17 protein-coding genes are annotated in these 20,886 nt (G+C 69.4%); 8 read left to right on the forward strand and 9 right to left on the reverse strand.

Annotated features, from left to right (window positions below):
* The first annotated feature begins 214 nt into the window (after window positions 1-214).
* Window positions 215-1,297 (forward strand): amidohydrolase family protein, encoded by a 1,083-nt coding sequence (locus ABZ664_RS30285; protein WP_362517116.1) that lies wholly within the window; start codon window positions 215-217, stop codon window positions 1,295-1,297.
* The gene (locus ABZ664_RS30290; protein WP_362517119.1) at window positions 1,284-2,468 is read left to right on the forward strand and encodes an NAD(P)/FAD-dependent oxidoreductase; all 1,185 of its coding nucleotides are present in this window, start codon (window positions 1,284-1,286) and stop codon (window positions 2,466-2,468) included. Before ABZ664_RS30285 ends, ABZ664_RS30290 begins: the two co-directional genes overlap by 14 nt.
* 68 nt (window positions 2,469-2,536) lie before the next feature.
* Here the strand turns inward: ABZ664_RS30290 and ABZ664_RS30295 are convergent, their stop codons facing one another.
* Genes ABZ664_RS30295 through ABZ664_RS30305 form a run of 3 tightly spaced genes read right to left on the reverse strand, consistent with a single transcriptional unit; the run spans window position 2,537 to window position 5,902 of the window.
* Complete coding sequence (locus tag ABZ664_RS30295; RefSeq protein WP_362517122.1) at window positions 2,537-3,730, reverse strand: acyl-CoA dehydrogenase family protein; 1,194 nt, start codon at window positions 3,728-3,730, stop codon at window positions 2,537-2,539.
* Between the two features lie 12 nt (window positions 3,731-3,742).
* Entirely contained in the window at window positions 3,743-4,858 is a 1,116-nt protein-coding gene (locus tag ABZ664_RS30300; protein ID WP_362517125.1) for an acyl-CoA dehydrogenase family protein, read from the reverse strand.
* A gap of 39 nt (window positions 4,859-4,897) precedes the next feature.
* Window positions 4,898-5,902, reverse strand: coding sequence for an LLM class flavin-dependent oxidoreductase (locus ABZ664_RS30305; RefSeq protein WP_362517128.1), 1,005 nt, complete (start codon window positions 5,900-5,902; stop codon window positions 4,898-4,900).
* A 317-nt stretch (window positions 5,903-6,219) separates the two neighbouring features.
* On the opposite strand from ABZ664_RS30305, the gene ABZ664_RS30310 reads away from it, so the two are divergent.
* Window positions 6,220-7,113: a LysR substrate-binding domain-containing protein gene (locus tag ABZ664_RS30310; RefSeq protein ID WP_362517131.1), complete on the forward strand. Its 894-nt coding sequence runs from the start codon at window positions 6,220-6,222 to the stop codon at window positions 7,111-7,113.
* Here the strand turns inward: ABZ664_RS30310 and ABZ664_RS30315 are convergent.
* Together ABZ664_RS30315 and ABZ664_RS30320 are read right to left on the reverse strand one after the other, a co-directional pair.
* Window positions 7,058-7,960, reverse strand: a complete 903-nt coding sequence (locus tag ABZ664_RS30315; protein ID WP_362517134.1) for a LysR family transcriptional regulator — start codon at window positions 7,958-7,960, stop codon at window positions 7,058-7,060. The genes ABZ664_RS30310 and ABZ664_RS30315 overlap by 56 nt on opposite strands.
* 50 nt (window positions 7,961-8,010) lie before the next feature.
* Window positions 8,011-8,775, reverse strand: coding sequence for an SDR family NAD(P)-dependent oxidoreductase (locus ABZ664_RS30320; protein ID WP_362517137.1), 765 nt, complete (start codon window positions 8,773-8,775; stop codon window positions 8,011-8,013).
* 122 nt (window positions 8,776-8,897) lie between these two features.
* On the opposite strand from ABZ664_RS30320, the gene ABZ664_RS30325 reads away from it, so the two are divergent.
* Entirely contained in the window at window positions 8,898-10,004 is a 1,107-nt protein-coding gene (locus ABZ664_RS30325; RefSeq protein ID WP_362517140.1) for an RNA-guided endonuclease TnpB family protein, read from the forward strand.
* A 145-nt stretch (window positions 10,005-10,149) separates the two neighbouring features.
* Here ABZ664_RS30325 and ABZ664_RS30330 read toward each other — a convergent pair whose 3' ends face one another.
* From ABZ664_RS30330 to ABZ664_RS30340, 3 genes are all read right to left on the reverse strand, one after another.
* On the reverse strand, window positions 10,150-11,295 hold the full coding sequence (locus ABZ664_RS30330; protein WP_362517143.1) for an acyl-CoA dehydrogenase family protein: 1,146 nt from the start codon (window positions 11,293-11,295) through the stop codon (window positions 10,150-10,152).
* Between the two features lie 23 nt (window positions 11,296-11,318).
* On the reverse strand, window positions 11,319-12,452 hold the full coding sequence (locus tag ABZ664_RS30335) for an acetyl-CoA C-acyltransferase (protein WP_362517146.1): 1,134 nt from the start codon (window positions 12,450-12,452) through the stop codon (window positions 11,319-11,321).
* 63 nt (window positions 12,453-12,515) lie between these two features.
* A complete protein-coding gene (locus ABZ664_RS30340; RefSeq protein ID WP_362517149.1) occupies window positions 12,516-14,063 on the reverse strand; it encodes an AMP-binding protein in 1,548 nt (515 codons plus the stop codon).
* A 351-nt stretch (window positions 14,064-14,414) separates the two neighbouring features.
* On the opposite strand from ABZ664_RS30340, the gene ABZ664_RS30345 reads away from it, so the two are divergent.
* From ABZ664_RS30345 to ABZ664_RS30355, 3 genes are read left to right on the forward strand one after another with little or no spacing between them, the layout of a single operon-like run.
* Window positions 14,415-15,515, forward strand: a complete 1,101-nt coding sequence (locus ABZ664_RS30345; RefSeq protein ID WP_362517151.1) for an acyl-CoA dehydrogenase family protein — start codon at window positions 14,415-14,417, stop codon at window positions 15,513-15,515.
* Window positions 15,515-16,543 carry an acyl-CoA dehydrogenase family protein gene (locus tag ABZ664_RS30350; RefSeq protein WP_362517154.1) on the forward strand — a complete coding sequence of 343 codons (1,029 nt, stop codon included), beginning with the start codon at window positions 15,515-15,517 and terminating at the stop codon, window positions 16,541-16,543. The genes ABZ664_RS30345 and ABZ664_RS30350 overlap by 1 nt, the downstream gene beginning before the upstream one ends.
* Before the next feature lie 10 nt (window positions 16,544-16,553).
* Window positions 16,554-17,810 carry an MFS transporter gene (locus ABZ664_RS30355; protein WP_362517157.1) on the forward strand — a complete coding sequence of 419 codons (1,257 nt, stop codon included), beginning with the start codon at window positions 16,554-16,556 and terminating at the stop codon, window positions 17,808-17,810.
* Window positions 17,811-17,873: 63 nt separating this feature from the next.
* Here the strand turns inward: ABZ664_RS30355 and ABZ664_RS30360 are convergent, their stop codons facing one another.
* Window positions 17,874-19,076 carry a CoA transferase gene (locus ABZ664_RS30360; protein ID WP_362517160.1) on the reverse strand — a complete coding sequence of 401 codons (1,203 nt, stop codon included), beginning with the start codon at window positions 19,074-19,076 and terminating at the stop codon, window positions 17,874-17,876.
* 485 nt (window positions 19,077-19,561) lie between these two features.
* Here ABZ664_RS30360 and ABZ664_RS30365 point away from each other — a divergent pair, with 485 nt between their 5' ends.
* Complete coding sequence (locus tag ABZ664_RS30365) at window positions 19,562-20,839, forward strand: ROK family transcriptional regulator (RefSeq protein WP_362517162.1); 1,278 nt, start codon at window positions 19,562-19,564, stop codon at window positions 20,837-20,839.
* Window positions 20,840-20,886: the final 47 nt, after the last annotated feature.

Here is a 20,886-nt window from a genome sequence, read left to right on the forward strand (position 1 = left end):
GATAACACAGTCACAGCAGATCCTGCGGAGAGTGTGACGCACGTTACCCGGCCCCGGAGAGATTCCGGTGGTTGGAACAAATCTCCGCAACCGATTTCCGGATGCCCTAACATGCCCGGATGTAAATAGATCAATCAGCAGTGCGACCCCCGGGAGCCGAACCGGCTCCCGGCGACGACCATCGCCTGCTCGCGCCCGCAGCGGAGGAGGCACCATGGGGCAGGGACGCCAGCATACTGTCGACGTCCACGCGCACTTCCTCCCGGGGCACCTGCCGGGCTGGCCGGGCGAGACCGCGGGACCCCGGTGGCCACGCCTTCGGACCGGCGACACCGAAGGTCAGATCCTGATCGGCGACTCGCTCTTCCGGCGCGTACGCCCCAGCCTCTGGGACGTCACCGAACGCCTGCGCGAACTCGACGAGGCCGGCATCGACCACCAGGTCATCTCCCCCGTACCTGTCACCCTCGTCTACGACGCCGAGCCGGAACCCGCGGCCCGTTACGCCCGCGCCCTCAACGAGGCCCTCGCCCAGACCGCCGGGACCTCCGGCGGGCGGCTCACCGCCTGGGGCACCGTACCGTTGCAGGATCCCGCCGCCGCCGTCAGGGAACTCGAACACCTCTCCGGCACGCTCGGACTGACCGGTGTCGAGATCGGCACCACCGTCAACGGCCTCGAACTCGACGATGAGGCGCTGACCCCCTTCTTCGCGGCGGCCGAAGCCACCGACACCATCGTGTTCGTCCACCCGATGGACGGCGGCGGCGGCGCCATCCGCCGACGCGGTCAGCCCTACGACTTCGGCCTCGGCATGCTCACCGACACGGCGATGGCCGCCGGAGCGCTCATCTTCGGCGGGGTCATGCAGCGCTTCCCCAGGCTGCGGGTGATGCTCTCGCACGGTGGCGGCACCCTGCCCTGGGCCTGGCCCCGGCTGGCCAGGGGCGCCCGCCTCGGCGACGTCGACCACACCATCGACCTGGCCGCCACCATCCGCCGGTTCTGGGTCGACTCGCTCACCTTCGATCCCGGGCACCTGCGTCTGATCATCGACCGGTTCGGTGCCGACCGGGTGATGACCGGCACCGACCACCCGTTCATCACCCGCCAGATCCATACCGCGACCGAAGAGATCGAGACGGCCCGTCGCGACGGGACCATCACCGACGATGAGTCAGGCGCGCTGCGCTCGGCGAACGCGGTCGCCCTGCTCGCCGGGCGGAGCGGTGATCCCTCAACAGCGGACTCGACAGTGGACTCGACAGTGGAGAAGAAACGCGATGACGCGCGATGACGTGACCGTAGTCGGCGGTGGCCCGATCGGGCTGCTCGCCGCACTCGGCCTGGCACAGGCAGGCATCCCCGTGACCGTCCTGGAAGCCGCGAGCAACGTCGTCCGAGCCCCCCGTGCGATGATCATCCACTGGTCGGTCCTCGACGGCCTCGACCGGCTGGGCATCCTCGACGACGTACTGAGCGCCGGCCTCGTCCAGGACTCCTGGTCACTGCGGGTCACCGCCACCGGCGAGACGTTCCGGTTCGACCTCGGGGTCCTCGGCGACGAGGTGAACCGGCCCTTCAACCTGCACCTGGAACAGGACCGGCTGGCCGAGATCCTGCTCAGGCATGCCACCAAGCTGCCCAATGTCACCGTGCACTGGGGTAGCCGGGCCACCGAGGTGACCCTCGACGAGCACGGCGCCACCATCGTCGCAGGCGGCCCCGAGGGGAATCTGCGACACCGCACCTCCTGGGTCATCGGGGCGGACGGCGCCCACAGTGTCGTCCGGCGCGGCATGGGCCTCGGTTTCCCCGGCATGACCTGGCCGGAAAGCTTCGTCGCCACCAACATCACCTACGACTTCGCCGGCCTCGGTGTCCAGCGCTGCACCGGCATGATCGACCCGGTCGACGGCGCGCTCGTCGCCGAGATCGACGGTGAGGGCCTGTGGCGCTACACCTACGCCGAATCGCTGCGCCTGCCCGTGGAGGAGATCGCGCAGCGGATTCCCGCGGCACTGAAACGGGCACTGCCCGGCGGTGACGACATCGAGGTGCACGCCTGGTCGGCGTTCCGTATGCACGAGCGGGTCGCCGACCGCTTCCGCGTCGGCCGGGGCATACTGGTGGGCGATGCCGCCCACGTCACCAACCCGTCGTCGGCGGTCGGCTTCGCCGGCGGGTTCTTCGACGTGTGGACGCTGATCGAGACGTTGACCCGGGTGATCATCGACGCCGACGACCCGGCCGTGCTGGACCGCTACTCACAGCTGCGCCGCCAGGCGTTCACCGAGCACGCCTCACCGCTGTCGTCGGAGTTCAAGCAGTTCGTTTTCAACATGGACGATCCACGACGGCTCGACCGGGAGGTGCAACGGTTCCGGCGCGTCGTCGGCGATCGGGACCTGCTGCGCCGCTTCCTGAAGGCCGGCTATGACACGAAGACCCCGACGTTGAAGAACTGACCCGGCGCGACAACGCGAATCGGCCGGTTCCCCAGGGCGGGGAACCGGCCGATTCGCGTCGCGCCGGGTCAGCCCCGAGCCTTCTTGGCGAAATCCTTGGCCACGATGACGCGCTGGATCTGCCCCGTGCCCTCGAAGATGTCCAGGATCTTCAGGTCGCGGTACCACTTCTCCAGCAGCAGTTCGGTGCTGGTGCCCTCCGGCCCGAGCAGCTGCATGCAGCGCCGCACCACCCGCTCGGACGTGGGCGGGCCGAACGCCTTCGCCATCGATGCCTCGACGCGGTTCTGCAGGTCGTGCTGCCGCATCCACTGGGCGTGCCGGTTCAGGTGCCGGTTACGCGTCAGGGCCGCGGCCATGCCCTCCAGCTCGCGCTGGATCAGCGACCAGCGGTCGGCGCGGAAGCCCAGCCGCTGCTCGTGCAGCAGCTCACCGGTCAGATCGAGGGCGGCCTGCGCCACCGTCGTCGACAAGGCAGAGACGTTGGGCCGGTTCTGGTTCAGTACCGACAGCGCACTGAGGCGGGCGCCACCGGCGCCGTTCGTGCCGGCCGACGGGTCGTGGCCGAGCCGGTTCTCCAACGGCACGACGCAGTCCTCGAATCCGACATGGGTGGTCTCCCACGCCCGCAGACCCAGCTTGTCCTCGTTCTCCTTGAGGATCACCAGGCCGGGGGTGCCCCTTTCGATGACGAACGCCTCGGCCGAGGCGATGCCCTTCTCTGAATCGGTGACGGCGAACGCCACCACGTACTCGGCGGACGCGGCGTGGCTGCAGAAGATCTTCGAACCGTTGATGACCCACGAGTCGCCGTCACGGACGGCCCGGGTCGCCAGCCCGCTGGTGTCGGAGCCCGCGCCCGGCTCGGAGAGACCGAACCCGGTGACGCCGCCACCGCGCACCACCGGCTCGTACCAGCGGTCGATCTGTTCCGGCGTGCCGAGCAGGCTGACGACGACGTGGCCGATACCACCGCTCACGTAGCTCTGCGCCCACGTGTCGCCGTAGTTGAGGCCCTCATACTGGGCCATCACCCGCATCAGCTCACCGTCGGGGAACTGCGGCAGGTCGTTGTCGCGGCCTTTGGCGACGTGCTTACTGATCTTCACCGGGCAGGTCTCGAAGATCTCCCGGTAGTTCGCGGGCGGCCGATGGTCGGCGTCGGCCTGGCGCGCGTGCGGCCGGATCTGGGCCACCGACCATTCCTTGAGCTCGCGCTCGTAGCGCTGCAGCTCCGGACTGAATTCAAAGGCGAGCGTCACTGTGGGTACCTCTCAGACCGCGGGCGCGAAGCTCGCGAAATACGGGTCGGCGTCCAGGGTCGAAAGCAGCGCGGCAGCGCGGTACCACAGCTCCGTCGGGTGGTCGGTGAGGAATCCGTGGCCACCGAGCACCTGGATGGCGTTGCGGGTCGCCTCGGTCGCCGCGGCGTGCGTCTCGTTGACGATCCGGCTGACGTCGGCGAGCGCCTCCGTGCGCCCCCGGTCCAGCCCGCTCGCCACCGACAGCAGGCCCAGCCGGGCCGCGTCGAGCCGCATCTGATCGTCGACGAGGGTGAAGGAGATTCCCTGGAAGTCGAAGATCGGCCTGCCGAACGCGATGCGTTCCGTCGCGTACTTCGTGGCGTACTCCCGGGCCCGGTTCGCGCCACCGAGCGCCACCGCCGGCGCCAGCAGCCGAGTCCGGGCGACGGCGAACGCGAGTGACCGCGCGTCGGCGTCCACGCCGCCGAGCAGGTCGTCCGCCGCGACGAGCACATCGAGGTGGACCCTGGACAGTCGCGCCGCGCTCAGCGCGATGTGCGAGGTGCCGGAGACACGCTTCGTGTCGACGCCCTCCCGGTCGAGGCCGACGACGGCGGCGCGCAGACCGCCCTGCGGGTCCACCCCGACGACGAGCAGTTCGGTGACACCGTCGAGCAGCGCCACCGCGTACTTGGTGCCGCGCACCCGCCAGCCGTCGCCTTCGGCGGTGATGGTGGTGTCGTACTCCTCGGGCGGCAGGCCGTAGCGCTCGTAGAGGGCCGGTGCGGGCGCCGCACGCGCCCCGTCCGCGACCCCGGCGAGCCAGCGGTTCCGCTGCTCCCCGGTACCGGCGGCGTCGATGATCAACGTGGAGCCACCGGCCAGGACGGCGGTACCCACGATGCCCGGATCGCCGTAGGCGAGGTTCTCGACGGCGCGCAGCTGGGTGACCGCGTTCGGAGTGCCGCCGAGGTGCTCGGCCACCGGGGCGGTGAAGCCGAAGTCGCGCAGCCGGCGCCAGAGCCCCTCCGCGATGGCGCCGGTCCTGTCCACCTCACGTGCCGCCTGGTCCACGGGGCCGAGTGCCAGCCGGCGCGCCGTCTCGGCGATGAGCTGGTCCTCGGCGGACGAGGAAAGAACAAACATGGAGAACCTTTCTTCAAGCGGAGACCGGCCGACGGCTGCTCACCGCGCGTTCGGCAGGACCTTCTCGGTGAACAGCTTCAAACCGGCGTTCACCACCTCGCGGTCGCCGTCGCGGGCGCCCATCAGCACCACCACCCGGTCGAGTCCGACAGCCTTGAGTGCCTGGAGGCGGTCGACACACGCCTGTGGTGGCCCGGCCACGGCGAAGCGGTCGATGAACTCGGGCTCCAGCACCGTGCCGTGTCCGCTGCCACTGCTCGCGTGGTGGATCCGGTCGTACGCCTCGGCGGCCCGCCGGTACTGCTCCTGGAGCGCGGGGTCCTCGGTGGCGAACCGCGCGGTGGCGGAGAAGCGGGCGATGGTCAGCACCGCGCCGGCCAGCATCGAACGGGCCGCTTCGACGTCGTAGCCGGTCATCACGTTGATGTAGGCGCCGAAGGTGAGGTCGGCGGGATCCTTGCCCGCCTCGGCGCGGCTCTGCCGGGCCCAGGCGATCGCGGCGGCGATCCGCTCCGGGTCGGCGCCGAGGGCGAACATGATGCCGTCGGCCTCACGAGCGGCCATCGCGATGGCCTTGGGGCCGCTGGCGGCCACGTCGACGCGCACCGGCGGCAGCGTCGACCTGCCGATCCACTCCGAGCGGCTCTCGAAGCCGTCGAGGTCGACGATCTCGTCGCGCAGGTAACCGCGTACCTGGCGCACATACGTGCCGAAGTCAGCGAGCTTCGCGGGCTTGCGGTTGATGTAGGTCAGCGACGAGTCACCACGGCCGATGCCGAGCACGGCCCGGCCGCCGGAGGCCTCGTGGACCGACTGCACCGCCGCCGCCATCACCGACGGGTGACGGGTCACCGGGTTGGAGATACCCGGGGCCACCAGCAGCCGTTCGGTGGCCTCCGCGGCCAGCGCCATGCCGACGAACACGTCGCCGGTGAGGCACTGGGTGTCGCCGAAGGCCAGACCGTCCCAGCCCGCGTCCTCGGCCCGTTTGGCCATCCGGCCGGTACGACCTGGAATGGGAAAATTGACCTGCCAGATCTCCATCGCAACGCCCTTGCTCTTTCGGCGCCCGCAAACACATGCACGGCACGGGCCGGCCGGGAACGTCGACATGGCGTTTCCCGGTGGCCGGACTGGTGACTCGAATGCAAACTAGTTGCCGACGTAGCGGGGGCCGTGTTTCTGTTCCAACGACTGGAACGGATTTCCCTGTCGCACTTCCGGCAAGATGGCGCGCTATTTCCTGAAGCGCACGGCGCCGGTTACCGCCGGACGGAACTCGGCGATGCCGACGGGATGCCGACGGGATGCCGACGGGATGCCGACGGGATTCAGGCCTCAGGCGACAGTAGGGTGTCAGCGTGGATCTCCGGCTCATAGAGTATTTCATCGCTGTCGTCGATCACGGTGGGGTCACTCGGGCCGCGCAGGCGCTCTACATCGCGCAACCGTCGCTGTCACAGGCGATCCGCACCCTGGAACGCAGGCTCGGCGTGCAGTTGTTCGACCGGGCCGGACGGCAACTGCGGCTGACCGACGAGGGAGAGGCGTTCACGGTGTCGGCGCGCCGGATCCTCGCCGATGTGGTCCGGGCCCGGCAGCGGGTGGCGGCGGTGCGGGAGTTGCGCAGCGGACGCCTCGACATGGCCGCGCTCTCCACCCTCGCCGTCGAACCGCTGCCCCGGCTGGTCAGCACGTTCAACCGGGAGCATCCCGGAGTGCTGGTCAGCGTCAGCGACCCGGGCAGTCCGGCCGGGGTGGTGTCCATGGTCCGCCAGGGAGGCGTCGAGCTGGGACTCTCCGAGCTGCCGGTGCGCAGCGACACACTGCGGTCCATGGAGCTGTTCACCCAGGAGATCTGCCTGGTGCTGCCGCCCGCACTGGCACAGCGGCTGCCCGATCCGGTGCCGGTGGCCCACATCGCTGAGATCCCGCTCGTCCTGGAGGGGGCGGCGGGGCCCAACCGGACTGCGGCCCACGCCGTACCGGCCGGGGTGACGTTGCAGGTCGTGGTGGAGTGCGTCCACCGGCAGGCCATCTGGGCGCTGGTGGCCAACGGCGCCGGGGCGACCCTGCTGCCGCGCCAGGTGGCCGAACAGGAGGTCACCGGGGTCGTGGTGCGCTCGACGACGCCGCGTCTGGAGCGTCCGGTAGGCCTGGTGTTCCGGCCGGGAGCGCTGTCACCCGCCGCGCAGGCGTTCATCGACTGTGTGCGGCGGCTGTATCCGCCACCTGCTCCCGTACCAGCTCGATGAAGGCCCGTCCGACCGGCGACAGCGCCTCCGGGTTGAACAGCAGCCCGTAGGGGCGGCTGAAACAGGGGTCGACCGCCCGGACCACCGCCCCACGGGCGGCGGCGGCTTCGGCCATGGATCGTTCCATGAAGGTTCCGCCGAGCCCGGCCAGCACGAACGCGAGCCGAGCCTCCCGGTGCGCGATGATCGCGGCGGGCCGGCGCAGCCGCCCCGCCGCGGTCACCGCGCGCTCGATCTCGGTCGCCCAGGAACTGCCCGGCGGCACGACGATCAGGGGTACGTCGGGCAACTGGGCCCTCGGCAGCGGATCGGCCCGCGACACCTCGGTGCCGGGCGGGAAGACCGCCCAGAACTCCTGTACGCCCAGCGGCAAGGTGTCCAACCCACCGGTCGCCGTGGGCAGATAGCAGACGACGATCTCGCAATGCCCGTCGACGATCAGCGATGCGGCGGCCTCCTCGTCCTGCAGGTCACCGATGCGGATGTGCACCTGGGGACTACGTTCCCGGAACCGGCCGATCAGTTCGGCGAGCGACCCGGCCGACAGGGTGGCGTACGCGACGATGTCGAGCCGCCCGCGCAGCCGGCCCGCCGCGTCGACCACAGAGCTCTCGGCCGCGACGACGTCGCGCAGGATCTGCCGGGCAGGGCCGACCAGGGAGTGCCCTGCCGAGGTCAGCACCATGCCCCGGCCGATACGGTGGAACAGTTCGGTGCCCAGCTCGCGTTCGAGGCCGCGGATCGACTGGGAGATCGTCGGCTGGGACAGGTGCAGGCTCTCCGCGGCGGCGTTGATGCCCTGATGGTCGACGACCGCGAGGAAGTACTCAAGGTTATGCAGGTCCACTCCGAGAACCCTACTGTCCGGCACGCGCCCCACCACGGTGAGCCGGCACGTCAGCGGGGTGCCATCCGGATGGCACCGTCGAGGCGGATGGTCTCTCCGTTGAGGTAGCCGTTCTCCAGGATGGCGGCGGCGAGCTGCCCGAACTCGTCGGTGCGACCCAGCCGGGCCGGGTTCGGCACGGTGGCCTCCAGCGACTTCTTGACGTCGTCGCGCAACCGGGCCAGCAGCGGCGTGTCCATGATGCCCGGGGCGATGGTGCAGACCCGGATAGCGCGGCCGGCCAGGTCGCGGGCGGCGACGATGGTCATGCCGACGATGCCGGCCTTCGAAGCGGTGTAGGGGATCTGGCCGATCTGACCTTCGAACGCCGCCACCGAGGCGGTCATCACGATCGCGCCGCGCTCACCGTCGACGAGCTCCTGGCGGGCGATGCGCTCCGCGCCAAGGCGCAACGCGTTGAACGAGCCGATCAGGTTGAGCCTGATCGTCCATTCGAAGTCCTCCAGGCTGCCGGGGCGGCCCTCCCTGTCGATGACGCGCACCTTGCGGGAGGCCCCGGCGCAGTGCACGAGCCCACGCAGCCCGCCGCGCGCGTCGGCGGCGTCGAGGGCGGCGGCGAACGACTCCGGGTCGGTCACGTCGCCCGGCGCGAAGTGCGCCCGCTCCCCCAGCTCCTTGGCGACGGCGGCCCCGTCGGAGGTGGGCAGGTCGATGACGGTGACCGTCCCGCCGGCGGCGATCAGCCGGCGGGCGGTGGCCAGACCGAGGCCGGACGCACCCCCGGTGACGGCCGTGTTGAGTCCATCGAGATTCATCAAATACCTCCAGCGTGGATACTCCGGCCTTCAGGCCGGAGAGGAAACGCGGCACCATGCCGCACGAACCTGGAATCGAACACACGTCCACTGTTAGCTGATCTTGCGCTAGAATGTGAGGCATGGCGCAGACCGTGAAGCGGGCGTTCAAGTTCCGCTTCTACCCGACCCCTGAGCAGGCCGAAGAGCTTGCCCGGACGTTCGGCTGCGTACGCCTCGTCTACAACAAAGCCCTCGAAGAACGCACCCGCGCCTACATGCTGGAAGGCCGGAAGACCTCCTACGTGCAGTCGTCGGCCGCGCTCACGGAGTGGAAGAAAACCGACGACCTCGCGTTCTTGAACGAGGTCTCCTCGGTGCCGCTTCAGCAGGCATTGCGCCACCTTCAGGCGGCGTTCACGAACTTCTTCGCCAAGCGGGCGAAGTACCCGGCGTTCAAGTCCCGCAAGAAGTCCCGCCTCAGCGCCGAGTACACCCGCAGCGCCTTCCGATGGCAGAACGGGCAGCTCACCCTCGCGAAGACGAACGACCCGCTGAACGTCGTGTGGTCGCGCCCACTGCCCGAAGGAGCACAGCCGTCCACGGTGACGGTGTCGAAGGACGCGGCGGGCCGCTGGTTCGTCTCCATCTTGTGCGAAGACACCGTCCGGCCGCTTGACCCGACGACCAATGCGGTCGGGGTGGACGCGGGCATCACGGCGTTGGCGACGCTCTCCACCGGAGAGAAGATCGTCAACCCCGAGCATGAGCGGGCCGACCGCAAGAAGCTCGCCAAGGCTCAGCGGAACCTCTCCCGCAAAGAGAAGGGGTCGGCGAACCGGGCCAAGGCGAAACTCGCCCTCGCCCGCGTGTATGCCCGCATCGCCGACCGTCGCCGTGATCATCTGCACAAGGTCACCACGCGTCTCGTCCGTGAGAACCAAACGGTCGTGATCGAAGACCTCACCGTGCGCAACATGGTGAAAAACCACAGCCTGGCCCGCGCCGTCTCGGATGCCTCCTGGCGCCAGATGCGGTCCATGCTGGAGTACAAAGCAGCCTGGTACGGGCGGGAGTTGCTGGTCGTGGACCGGTGGTTTCCCTCCTCCAAGCTGTGCTCGGCGTGCGGCACCCTCCAGCGGTCCATGCCGCTCAACGTCCGCGATTGGGTGTGCGCTTGCGGCGCGGCCCATGACCGGGACGTCAACGCCGCGAAAAACATCCTCGCCGCCGGGCTGGCGGAGAGGTAAAACGCCTGTGGAGCCGGTGTAAGGCCTCAAAGGGGGGATCCTCCTGGCGGGCAACTGGCGGTGAAGCAGGAACCCTCACGGGCGACCGTGGGGAATCCCCTCCCTTCAGGGAGGGGAGGAGGTCAATGTCTTCCCCTTGTGACCGTCAGAGCCCGAACGACTTCGCGATGATCGTCTTGAGTACCTCGGTGGTGCCGCCGTAGATGCGGGTGACCCGGGCGTCGGCGTAGAGCCGGGCGATCGGGTACTCGCGCATGTAGCCGTATCCGCCGTGCAGTTGAAGGCAGCGGTCGACGACACGGGACTGCATCTCGGTGCAGAAGATCTTGATCTTGGCGGCGTCGACGGGGCTGAGCTCGCCCGCCTCGTGCTCCGCCAGGCCCCTGTCCAGCAGCGCCCGGCCCGCCTCGATCTCCACCGCGCACGACGCGAGCTCGAACTTCGTGTTCTGGAACGAAGCCACCGGCACACCGAACGCCTTGCGGTTCGCCACGTACTCCAGCGCCGCCGCCAAAGCCGCCTCCGCCGCACCCTGCGCGGCGACGGCGATACCGAGACGCTCCTGCGGCAGGTTACCGGTCAGGTAGCCGAAGGCCCCGCCCTCCTCACCGAGCAGGTTCGCCACCGGCACCCGGACGTCGTCGAAGAACAACTCGGCGGTGTCCTGCGTGCGCAGACCCACCTTGTCGAGGTTGCGGCCCCGGGTGAAGCCCGCCATCTCCTTCTCGACCACCAGCAGCGACAACCCGTCACGACGTCCGCCGCCCTGGCCGGTGCGTGCCACCACCACGATCAGATCGGCGTGGATACCGCCGGTGATGAACGTCTTCACCCCGTTGAGCACCCAGTGCTCACCGTCGAGCCGTGCGGTGGTGGCGATACCGGCCAGGTCCGAACCCGTTCCCGGCTCGGTCATCGCGATCGCCGTCATCAACTCGCCGGACGCCATGCCGGGCAGCCAGCGCCGCCTCTGCTCCTCGTTCGCGTACGACAGGAAGTACGGCAGCACGACGTTCATGTGCACGGCCAGGCCGCCCAGGTTCACGTACGCGCGCTGGGTCTCCTCCATCCAGACCGCCGAGAACAGGAAACTGTCCTGCCCGCCCCCGCCGTACTCCTCCGGGATCTGGACACCGAGCACGCCCAGCTCACCCAGCCTGTGGAAGATACCCCTGGGAACGATCTTCGCCTCATCCCAGTCGAGATAGTGCGGCACGACCTCCCGGTTGAGGAACTCACGCGCCGTCGCGCGAAACGCCTCGTGATCGGGGCCGTACAGGGTGCTCTTCATCGTCTCGTCTCTTCCAGCGCCGTCTACAGCAGTTCGAGGATCGTGGCATTCGCCAGGCCGCCGGCCTCGCACATCGTCTGCAGGCCGTAACGGATGCCGTTGTCACGCATGTGGTGCACCATCCGGGTCATCAGCACCCCGCCGGAGGCGCCCAGCGGGTGCCCGACCGCGATCGCCCCGCCCAGCGGGTTCAGCCGCTCGGTCCTCGCCCCGGTCTCGGCCTGCCAGGCCAGCGGCACCGACGCGAACGCCTCGTTGACCTCGAAGACGCCGATGTCGTCAATGCTCAGGCCCGCCCGGCGCAGCGCCTTCGCGGTCGCCTCGATCGGCGCGGTCAACATCATCACCGGGTCGTCGCCGGCCAGCGCCACCGTGTGAACCCGGGCGATCGGCCGCAGACCTCGCGCCGCCGCCAGCTCACCGGTGGTGATCAGCAACGCCGCCGCCGCGTCGGAGATCTGCGACGAGTTACCGGCGGTGATCACGCCGTCCTCGCGGAACACGGTGCGCAGCCCGGACAGCACCTCGGTGGTGCTGCCCCGGCGCACCCCCTCGTCGGCGGTGAGCAACCCGTTCACCGACACGAGCTGCGCGTCGAGAGCGCCCGCGTCGATCGCCGTCGCGGCCAGCCGGTGCGAACGCACCGAGTATTCGTCGAGCCGGGCGCGCGACAGCTTCCACTTCTGGGCCACCAGCTCCGCGCCGATGCCCTGGTTGAAACCGCCGACGCCGTAGCGTTCCAGCACCGACTCCGGGTACTGCTGCCCGTCTTGCACGTTGGAGCCCATCGGTACCCGGCTCATCGACTCCACGCCACCGGCGATCGCGATGTCGTAGTGCCCGGCGATCACCGACGCCGCCGCGAAGTGCACGGCCTGCTGTCCCGAGCCGCAGCGCCGGTCGACGGTGGTGCCCGGGATCGACTCGGGCCACCCGGCGCTGAGCACCGACACCCGCCCGATGTTGCCGGACTGCTCGCTCACCTGCGTCACACAGCCCCACACCACGTCGTCGATCTCGGTGGGTTCAAGGCCGTTGCGCTCGGCGATCGCACGCAGCACGCACGCCGACAGATCACCCGGGTGCAGGCCGACCAGAGCGCCGTTGCGCTTACCGACCGGCGTACGGACCGCGTCGACGATCACCGCGTCTCTCATGGTTCTTCCCTTAGGGTCGTGGCCTCGCGGCGGTCGACGGTGTGGTGCGACTCATCACTAATCTCACTCATCGGCGAGGAACGTCTCTCGCACCTCGCTGCGCCGCAGCTTGCCGGCACCGTTGCGGGGCAACTCCCCGCGGAACTCGAAAGCCTTGGGCACCTTGTATCCGGCCAGCACGGCCCGGCAGTGCTCGGTGAGCTCCTCTGCGAGCGCGTCGCCGGCCCGCGTACCGGGCTCGGGCTGTACGACGGCGACGACCCGCTGCCCCCAGTCAGGGTCGGGCACGCCGATGACCGCGACGTCGGCGACGGCCGGGTGGGTGATCAGCGCCACCTCGATCTCGGCGGGGTAGACGTTCACTCCGCCGGAGAGGATCAGGTCGACGCGCCGGTCGACGATGTACAGCCAGCCGTCGGCGTCCAGGTAACCCAGATCACCGGCGGAGAAGAACCCGTCGCGCATCGCCGAGGCGGTCTTGTCCGGATCGTTGTGGTACTCGAACGGCACCGGCGGCATGAAGTACACATTGCCGATCTCTCCGGTGGGCAACTCGACGCCGTCGGCGTCCAGGATCCGCAGCCGCATCCCCGGCAGGGGATATCCCACGCTCCCCGGCTTGCTCAGCCACTCCTCGGAGTTCAGCGCGGCCGCCGACCCCTCGGTGGTGCCGTAGAACTCACAGACGACCGGTCCGAACCAGGCGATGGCGGCCCGCTTGACCTCCGGCGGGCACGACGCGCCGGAGAGCACCATGGCACGCATGCTGGACACGTCGTAGCGAGCGCGGACCTCCTCGGGCAACCGCAGCAGCCGATGCACGACCGTCGGCACGGTGAACGTCACCGACACCCGATGCCGCTCGACGAGGGCGAGGATCTCCTCCGGCCGAGGGCGCTCGGCGACCACGACGGTGTGCCCGAGCTGCAGGGCCATGAACGAGAACGTGCCCGGTCCCGCGTGGTACAGCGGGCCGGCCGCCAGGTGTACCTCACGGCCGGGAAGGATCCCGAGGCGCCCCATGAATCCGAGAGTGAACGCCGACACGGCGGGCGCCCTCCCCGACAACCCCTTGCGGACGCCCTTGGGGCGGCCGGTGGTGCCGGAGGTGTAGCCCATGTACTCACCGGCGATCGGATCTTCCAGCGGCGCCGTCGGGTACCCGGCCAGCAGTGCCTCGTAGTCGACCCAGCCGGGAGCACCGCCGACGGAGATGCGCCGCCGCGGATCCAGGTCCACCTCGACGAGGGCCGGCGCGACGACGTCGATCAGTGACGCGTCGATGACGACGGCCCCGGCGCCGCTGTCCCCCAGGATGTAGGCGATCTCCGCCGCGGTGAAGTGGTGGCTGACCGGGGTGAAGTAAAGCCCGACCTGGAAGGTGGCCAGCCGCAACTCGTAGTACGCACGCCGGTTGGGCAGCATCGCCACAACGCACTCTCCGGGCCGCAGGCCGCTCTCCCGCAGTGCCCGGGACAGCTGGTTGACCCGCTGCGCCAGCTCGCCGAAGGTCGTCGACGTGCCGTCGGTGTCGATGACGGCGACACGATCCGGATCGGCGGCGGCGACGGCGGCGAAACCGACGGGGGCGGCTGCGGTGCTGCTCGACATGCCTGACACTTCCCTTCCGCCGAGGCGCACAGACCTTGACGTCTCTCCAGCCGACCATCCTCCACAGCAGTTCATGGCACGAGCCACCAGAACGTCAAAGAGCAACCGTCGAACATTCGGATAGGCGCCGCCTATGGCGTCGAAGAACGCGGACGCATTCGGCGCTCTCATAGGTCACTCCTATCCGATTGTTTACGAGAACGTCTTTGTCACCCGGATAAACGGTGTGCTGTAGTCGGCGGCGACGCGCTTTGAGGATCCTCACGCGTTTTTCACGAAAAAATTGCCACCGATCAGGGAGGCACGGTGCTCGGCAATCTTGTCCCTCCGGCTCTGGAGGAGACGTCAGAGATGACGGCTCTCCGCCTTGAGGTTCGGAGTTTCCTCCGAGAAACCGCTCAGGAAGGCGTTTTCGCCCCCGGGGTGGACACCTGGCTCACCGGCTGGGACGAGGACTTCAGCCGAACGCTGGCCGCCCTCGGCTGGATCGGCATGACCATCCCCACCGAGTACGGCGGCCGGGGCCGCACCCACCTGGAGCGGTTCGTCGTCACCGAGGAGCTGCTCGCCGCGGGCGCCCCGGTCGCGGCGCACTGGATCGCCGACCGGCAGATCGCGCCGTCACTGCTCGCGTTCGGTACCGAGGAGCAAAAACAGCGCTACCTTCCGAAGATCGCCGCCGGCGAGGCGTACTTCGGTATCGGGATGAGCGAACCCGACTCGGGCTCGGACCTGGCCAGCGTACGAACCAAGGCGGTCAGGGTCGACGGCGGCTGGCAGATCACCGGCAACAAGGTGTGGACATCGAACGCGCACCGCTCGCACGCCTTCTTCGTACTGGCCCGCTCTGCCCCGCAGGACCCGAAGAACCGTCACCAGGGGTTGAGCCAGTTCATCGTCGACCTGCGTTCGCCGGGGGTCGACATCCGGCCGATCGTGTCGATGGGCGGTTCACACCACTTCAACGAGGTCTTCCTCCAGGACGTGCTGGTCCCCGACGAGTCGGTGCTCGGCACCATCGGCGAGGGCTGGAAGCAGGTCAACCACGAACTCGGCTTCGAACGCAGCGGCCCGGAGCGACTGCTCTCGACCTATCAGCTGTTCACCGAGGTCGTCGACGGGATGCGCGACGGCTCACTACGCCGCGACGCGAACCTGGGACGGCTGTTCGCCCGGCTCACCGGGTTGCATCGCATGTCGCTGGCGGTGGCGGGCGCCCTGCAACGGGACGAGCCCGCGGACACGGCTGCGGCGCTGGTGAAACTACTCGGCACGACGGCCGAGGGCGACTTGGCGGAGTTCGCCGACCTGATCTCGGACGACACGCTGGGCGCCGAACGCTACGAGCGACTACTGCGCGAGAGCCTGATCCAACGGCCCGGTTTCACACTGCGCGGCGGCACGAACGAGGTACTGCGCGGCGTGATCGCCCGCGGATTGGGGATGCGCTGATGTCCGGCCACGACAACGCCGAACTACTCGACATGATGCGGCAGGTCTTCAAGGATCACGCGCGGACCGCCGGCCCACGGACCACCGAGCGCACCTTCAACGCCGAGTTGTGGAACACCCTGGAATCGCTGGGCCTGACCCGGCTGACCGGCCGCGAGTCCGACTCCGGCAGTGGCGCGGGCTGGCCGGAGGCGGCGGCGCTGCTCGCCACCGCCTCCGAACACGCCGCGACGGTGCCGCTGGCCGAACACGATCTGCTGGCCGGCTGGCTGCTCGAGACGGCCGGGCTCCCCGTCGACAACGCTCTGCGGTCGGCGTGCGTGCTGAACGCCGACGGTACGGCCACCGCTGTACCGTGGGCTCGCCACGTGCGATCGCTGGTGGTGCTCTGGCCCGACGGCGGCACCTGGTACGCCGCGGACGTGTCGCTTGCCGAGGTCTCCCTGCGCCCCGGACACAACATCGCCGGGGAACCCCGCGACCATGTCACGGTGGTCACGGACCGGCTCACCGGGGTCCCGATCGCCGACGAGGTCGTCGCCGAGTTCCGGCTGCGAGGAGCACTGGCCCGTACGGTGCAGATGTGCGGAGCGATGGAGAAGATCGTCGAACTGTGCGTCGAGCACACCACGCGACGGGTGCAGTTCGGGCGCCCCCTGGCGAAGTTGCAGGCGGTGCAGCAGCTCGTCAGCGATCTCGCCGCGGAGACGTCGCTGGCGCGGGCGGCGACCGACGCCGCCGTACGGGTCGCGACGGAGTCGCTGCTGAGCGACGAGGCCCTGTTCGCGGTGGCCGTGGCGCGCTCCTGCGTCGGGCACGCGTCGTCGGTGGTGGTGCGCAACTCCCACCAGGTGCACGGGGCGATCGGCACGACCGCGGAACACGACCTGCACCTGTTCACCACCCAGCTCCTCGCATGGCGCTCCGAGTTCGGGTCGGTACGACACTGGGATGACTGGCTGACCGATGCCGCCCTCACCGGCGGCGCCGACGGGACGTGGGCACTGCTGACCGCCGTCGCCGAATAGGCGGCACACGGTGACCACGGCGAAACTGCACGGCACCTCCCGGCCCAGGGGCTCGTACCGGCTGATGTTCGACGCGCGGTACGGGGTGCACTTCTGGGCCACCACGTGCGCCACGACCGGACTGTGGATCTTCAGTATCGTCACCGCGATCCTGGCGTACGAACTGACCGGCTCCGCCTCCGTCGTCGCCCTGGTGATCGTGGCACAGAACGTCCCACAACTCTTCTCTCTGCTGAGCGGCAAACTCGCCGACCGCCGGCATCTCGGCCGGCTCGTCGCGCTGGGCCGGCTGGTGTCGGCGGCCGGGCCGCTGACGATGGCGATCTGGCTGTGGGCGTTCGATCCGGTCGGCAGCGTCGAGGGCACCGTCTTGATGTGCGCCTCGGCGGCGCTGATGGGCTTCGGCCTGGTGCTCACCGGCCCGGCCAGCCAGGCGATGATTCCGCTACTGATCCGCCCCGGCGAGATGTCGGCCGCGATGGCCTTGAGTAGCGTGCCGATGACGTTGTCCCGGGCGATCGGGCCGGCGGCGGGCGCGTTCCTGGCCCTGCATCTGGGGCCGGTGACGGCACTGCTGGTGGCCGCGACGGGAAACCTCATCCACGGTGTCGCGGTCCTGGCGCTGCGGGTGCGGCGGGCCACCACACCCGTCGGGACCGACAGCGACGACCTGTCGGTGACCGCGTCACTGCGCTATGTCCGCGACCATGCGCCGTTACCGGCGTTGCTGCTGGCGGTGGCGGCGATCAGTGCCGCCGCGGAACCTTCGGTGACCCTGTCCCCGACGATCGCCGCCGACCTCGGAGGCGGCTCCGCACTGGCGGGCTGGCTGACGTCCGGGTTCGGCATCGGCGCCTGCGTGGGTTTCCTGCTGTTCGCGGTGATCCGCCGCTGGGTCAGCCTGCAACGTCTCACCGGTGCCAGCATGCTGCTGATGGCGGTGGGGCTACTGGCGCTGGCGGCCGCCTGGATCCCGGCGGTCGCGCTGGGGGCGTTCGGACTCAGCGGCATCGGCATGACCCTCGCCTTCATCTGCGTCATGACGCTGATCCAGGAAAGGACATCGGACTCGTTCCGGGGCCGGGTGATGGCGTTGTGGCTCCTCGCCTTCCTCGGCGTGCGCCCGATAGCCACCACCGCCACCGGGGTACTCGCCGACACGGCGGGACTGCCGACGTCGCTGATCGTGGCCGCCGCCGTCATCGCCGGCGCCGCCTACCTGTGCCGCCCGGCGGTGCTCGGCCCGGACTCCTCCCCGACCGCCTGATCCGGCCCTCGTACACCGGCACAGCGCAGGCGGCTCCGGTGTGCCGCCGTGATCGCGCGGACGTTACCGCGGCTCGCCCGGGTTGAGCACGCCCGCCTCGATCAGTTCGGCGATGCGCTCCTCGCTGTAGCCGCTGCCGCGCAACAGATCAGGACCGTCGCCCCCCAAGGGACGCAGTTCCAGCGTCGGATCGGCCGGGGTGTCACTGAACCGGACCGGCGGGCGCGGCGAACGCACCTCACCACCGACCGGATGTGTCCACTGACGCAGCAGACCGACCTGCTCGACGTGTTCGTTGCGAACCACCTGAGAGGTCTCCAACACCGGACCACAGGGCACCCCCGCGTCGTTCATACGCTTGATGAAGTCCTCCTTGGGAAACTTCAGCGCCTCCTCGCGGACGATCGTTTCGAGCGCGTCGAGATTCTCACGCTTGATCATTTCGCTCTGCGTGGCGAACCGCGGGTCGGTGCGCAGGTCGGATCGGTTGACGGCGTCGAGCAGACCGAGCCGCTGCTTCAGGGCGATGGCCATGTAGACGACGAAGCCGTCGGCGACCTCGGTGAGCCGCAGCGTCTTGACCCCCATCCGGCCGGCCTCGAAGTCGCCGACGAACGTTTGGTCCGCCATGCCCTCGGGCCACAGGAAGTAGACGGCCGAGTCGAGCATCGGAATCTCCAGCCGCTGTCCCAGACCGGTACGCTCGCGCGCATAGAGGGCCGCGCTGATGGCGTTGGCGGCGAACAGCGAAGTGATCTTGTCGACGATCATGTTGTGGATGACGTCCGGTGGCCCGCCGGCGGCCGGCCGCTGCAGGGCGATCATGCCGGCCAGGCCCTGGATCACCGGATCGAACGCGGGCATGTCCCGGTACGGGCCGCTCTCCCCGAAGCCGGTGATCTCGGCGACGACGACTCGCGGGTTGCGAGCGTGGATCGCCTCGTAGTCCAGGCCCATCGCCGTCAGCACACCCGGCCGGAAGTTCGCGACCACCGCGTCCGAATCGGCGATCAGTGTGAGTGCGGCCTCGCGCCCCTCGGGCGAACGAAGATCCAGGGCGATGGACTTCTTACCCCGGTTCGTGTTGATGAAGAAGGCCTCCACACCGTTACGGCTCGGCTGCCCGATCTGGCGGTCGAAGCTGCCGTTGACATCCTCGATCTTGATGACTTCCGCGCCGAGGTCGCCCAGTATGAGAGCTCCGAACGGCGCCGACGCGACCCGGCCGAGGTCGATGACCCTGACGCCTTCCAAAGGACCTGACATATGTGACTGTTCCCTTCCCTCCGTACCGACGCCGCCCGGTGGACCGGTCTTCCTTTCCAGCTTGGTGGTATGTCACCGCATGGTCAGGAATCGGTGAAGTCCGAAGGCCCGCGCCCGACGAACGCGCGAGCGCCTTTCTTCGCGTCCCGGCCGGCCCGCACGATCGACGAGTGCCGACACCGCATCGCCGGCCGTCACGTCCGGACATTAATGTGGCTGTCCGCACCACACTCCTCACAGTTCCGACAGTTGGAACACCTCCGTACGCTCTGCAGTTCTTCACCGGCCCGCGCCCTTTACGATGTAGATTCATAATCTGTGATCGCGAGACCCGGCACCTTCCGAACGGCGAGCCCGAGGCGCCGGCCAGGAGTGACGGAAAACGCTTCCGCAGCCATCGGCCGGGGTTCCCCCGGTGTGACAGGATCTATCGCAGTGCCTCAGGTCGGCGTGGCAATCCTGTCCCGCCGTCGTGGCGCACCACGATGGCAAGCCCCCTCCTCGTCAGGATCCCCACGATGCTGAAAGCCGGTCGTTCCCAGGAGGAGATTCGCCGGCACAACCTTGGCGTTCTACTCCGGCACGTCCACCTGGGCGGCCCGCTCTCCCGCACGGCACTGGCCGACCGGATGGGCCTGAACCGCAGCACCATCATGGGACTGACCGGGGACCTCGCCTCGGCGGGGCTGGTCCGCGAGGAGCTCCCCAAGGACACCGGCAAGGCGGGCCGGCCGTCGCTGGTGGTCCGCCCGGAGTCCGGCCGGTTCCACGTGATGGCCTTCGACGTCCGCGTGGACCGACTGGTCGCCGCCAGGGTCGGGCTGGGCGGAACGATCCTGGACCGCAGGGAGGCGGTCCGGCCTCGCGCCGGGGCCGACCTCGACGACGTGGTCGGCACCCTCGCCGACTTCGCCCGCGAGATGGACCGCGAGGCCCCCTCGGACTCGGTGTGCGTCGGGGTCGGCGCGGCCTACTGCGGCATGATCAGGCCCGGTGACGGGATGGTGCGTTTCGGGCCGAACATGGGCTGGGTGGACCAGGCGTTCGGGACCGAACTCGGTCTCAGGCTGGGACTCGGGCTCCCGGTGGCGGTCGGCAACGAGGCCCACCTGGGCGCGCTGGCCGAGCTCGAACGGGGGGTGGGCGTCGGCTTCCAGAACCTGGTCTACCTGCACGGGGACGTCGGCGTGGGCGGCGGGATCATCGTCGGTGGCAAACTGCTCGACGGCGACGGCGGGTACGGCTGCGAGCTCGGGCACATGATGGTGAACCCGTACAACGGGCGGCCCTGCGGGTGCGGATCGCGCGGCTGCCTTGAGGCGGAGGTCGGCGAGCAGGCCCTGATCGACGCCGCCGGCCGCTCCTCCGAGCTCTCCGGCCGCGAGGGCGTACAGGCGGTGGTGGAGGCCGCCGGTCGAGGGGACGTCGCGGCCACGGAGGCGCTGCTCCGGATCGGCGACTGGCTCGGCATCGGGGTGGCGAACCTGATCAACCTCTTCAACCCCGGCCTGGTGATCTTCGGCGGGATGTTGCGCGAGGTCTACCCGGGCTCGGCGGCCCAGGTGCACAGGCGGGTGGAGGCGAACGTGCTGGTGATCTCCCGGGAGAGGGTGCGGCTGCGCGTCTCGGCTCTCGGGGACGACGCCACCCTGGTCGGCGCGGCCGAACTCGCCTTCTCCGAGCTACTCGCCAACCCCCTGGAGGTGCTCGCCAAAAGGACCGGCCGGATCGGGGCCGGGACCGCGCCTCCCACACCACGGTGACCGCCTCACCCCAGGCGCCCCCCTCACACCGGGTCGGGGACCCCGGG

It is taken from the genome of Streptosporangium sp. NPDC006930 (assembly GCF_040635605.1).
Classification (GTDB): domain Bacteria; phylum Actinomycetota; class Actinomycetes; order Streptosporangiales; family Streptosporangiaceae; genus Streptosporangium.

What these genes read in the sequence shown, in the direction of transcription:
- ABZ664_RS30340 (WP_362517149.1), bottom strand. Translation starts at nt 14,063, where the DNA reads ATGTCGAGCAGCACCGCAGCCGCCCCCGTCGGTTTCGCCGCCGTCGCC.
- ABZ664_RS30320 (WP_362517137.1), bottom strand. Translation starts at nt 8,775, where the DNA reads ATGAATCTCGATGGACTCAACACGGCCGTCACCGGGGGTGCGTCCGGC.
- ABZ664_RS30350 (WP_362517154.1), top strand. Translation starts at nt 15,515, where the DNA reads ATGTCCGGCCACGACAACGCCGAACTACTCGACATGATGCGGCAGGTC.
- ABZ664_RS30345 (WP_362517151.1), top strand. Translation starts at nt 14,415, where the DNA reads ATGACGGCTCTCCGCCTTGAGGTTCGGAGTTTCCTCCGAGAAACCGCT.
- ABZ664_RS30300 (WP_362517125.1), bottom strand. Translation starts at nt 4,858, where the DNA reads ATGTTTGTTCTTTCCTCGTCCGCCGAGGACCAGCTCATCGCCGAGACG.
- ABZ664_RS30360 (WP_362517160.1), bottom strand. Translation starts at nt 19,076, where the DNA reads ATGTCAGGTCCTTTGGAAGGCGTCAGGGTCATCGACCTCGGCCGGGTC.
- ABZ664_RS30290 (WP_362517119.1), top strand. Translation starts at nt 1,284, where the DNA reads ATGACGCGCGATGACGTGACCGTAGTCGGCGGTGGCCCGATCGGGCTG.
- ABZ664_RS30325 (WP_362517140.1), top strand. Translation starts at nt 8,898, where the DNA reads ATGGCGCAGACCGTGAAGCGGGCGTTCAAGTTCCGCTTCTACCCGACC.
- ABZ664_RS30305 (WP_362517128.1), bottom strand. Translation starts at nt 5,902, where the DNA reads ATGGAGATCTGGCAGGTCAATTTTCCCATTCCAGGTCGTACCGGCCGG.
- ABZ664_RS30335 (WP_362517146.1), bottom strand. Translation starts at nt 12,452, where the DNA reads ATGAGAGACGCGGTGATCGTCGACGCGGTCCGTACGCCGGTCGGTAAG.
- ABZ664_RS30365 (WP_362517162.1), top strand. Translation starts at nt 19,562, where the DNA reads ATGGCAAGCCCCCTCCTCGTCAGGATCCCCACGATGCTGAAAGCCGGT.
- ABZ664_RS30330 (WP_362517143.1), bottom strand. Translation starts at nt 11,295, where the DNA reads ATGAAGAGCACCCTGTACGGCCCCGATCACGAGGCGTTTCGCGCGACG.
- ABZ664_RS30285 (WP_362517116.1), top strand. Translation starts at nt 215, where the DNA reads ATGGGGCAGGGACGCCAGCATACTGTCGACGTCCACGCGCACTTCCTC.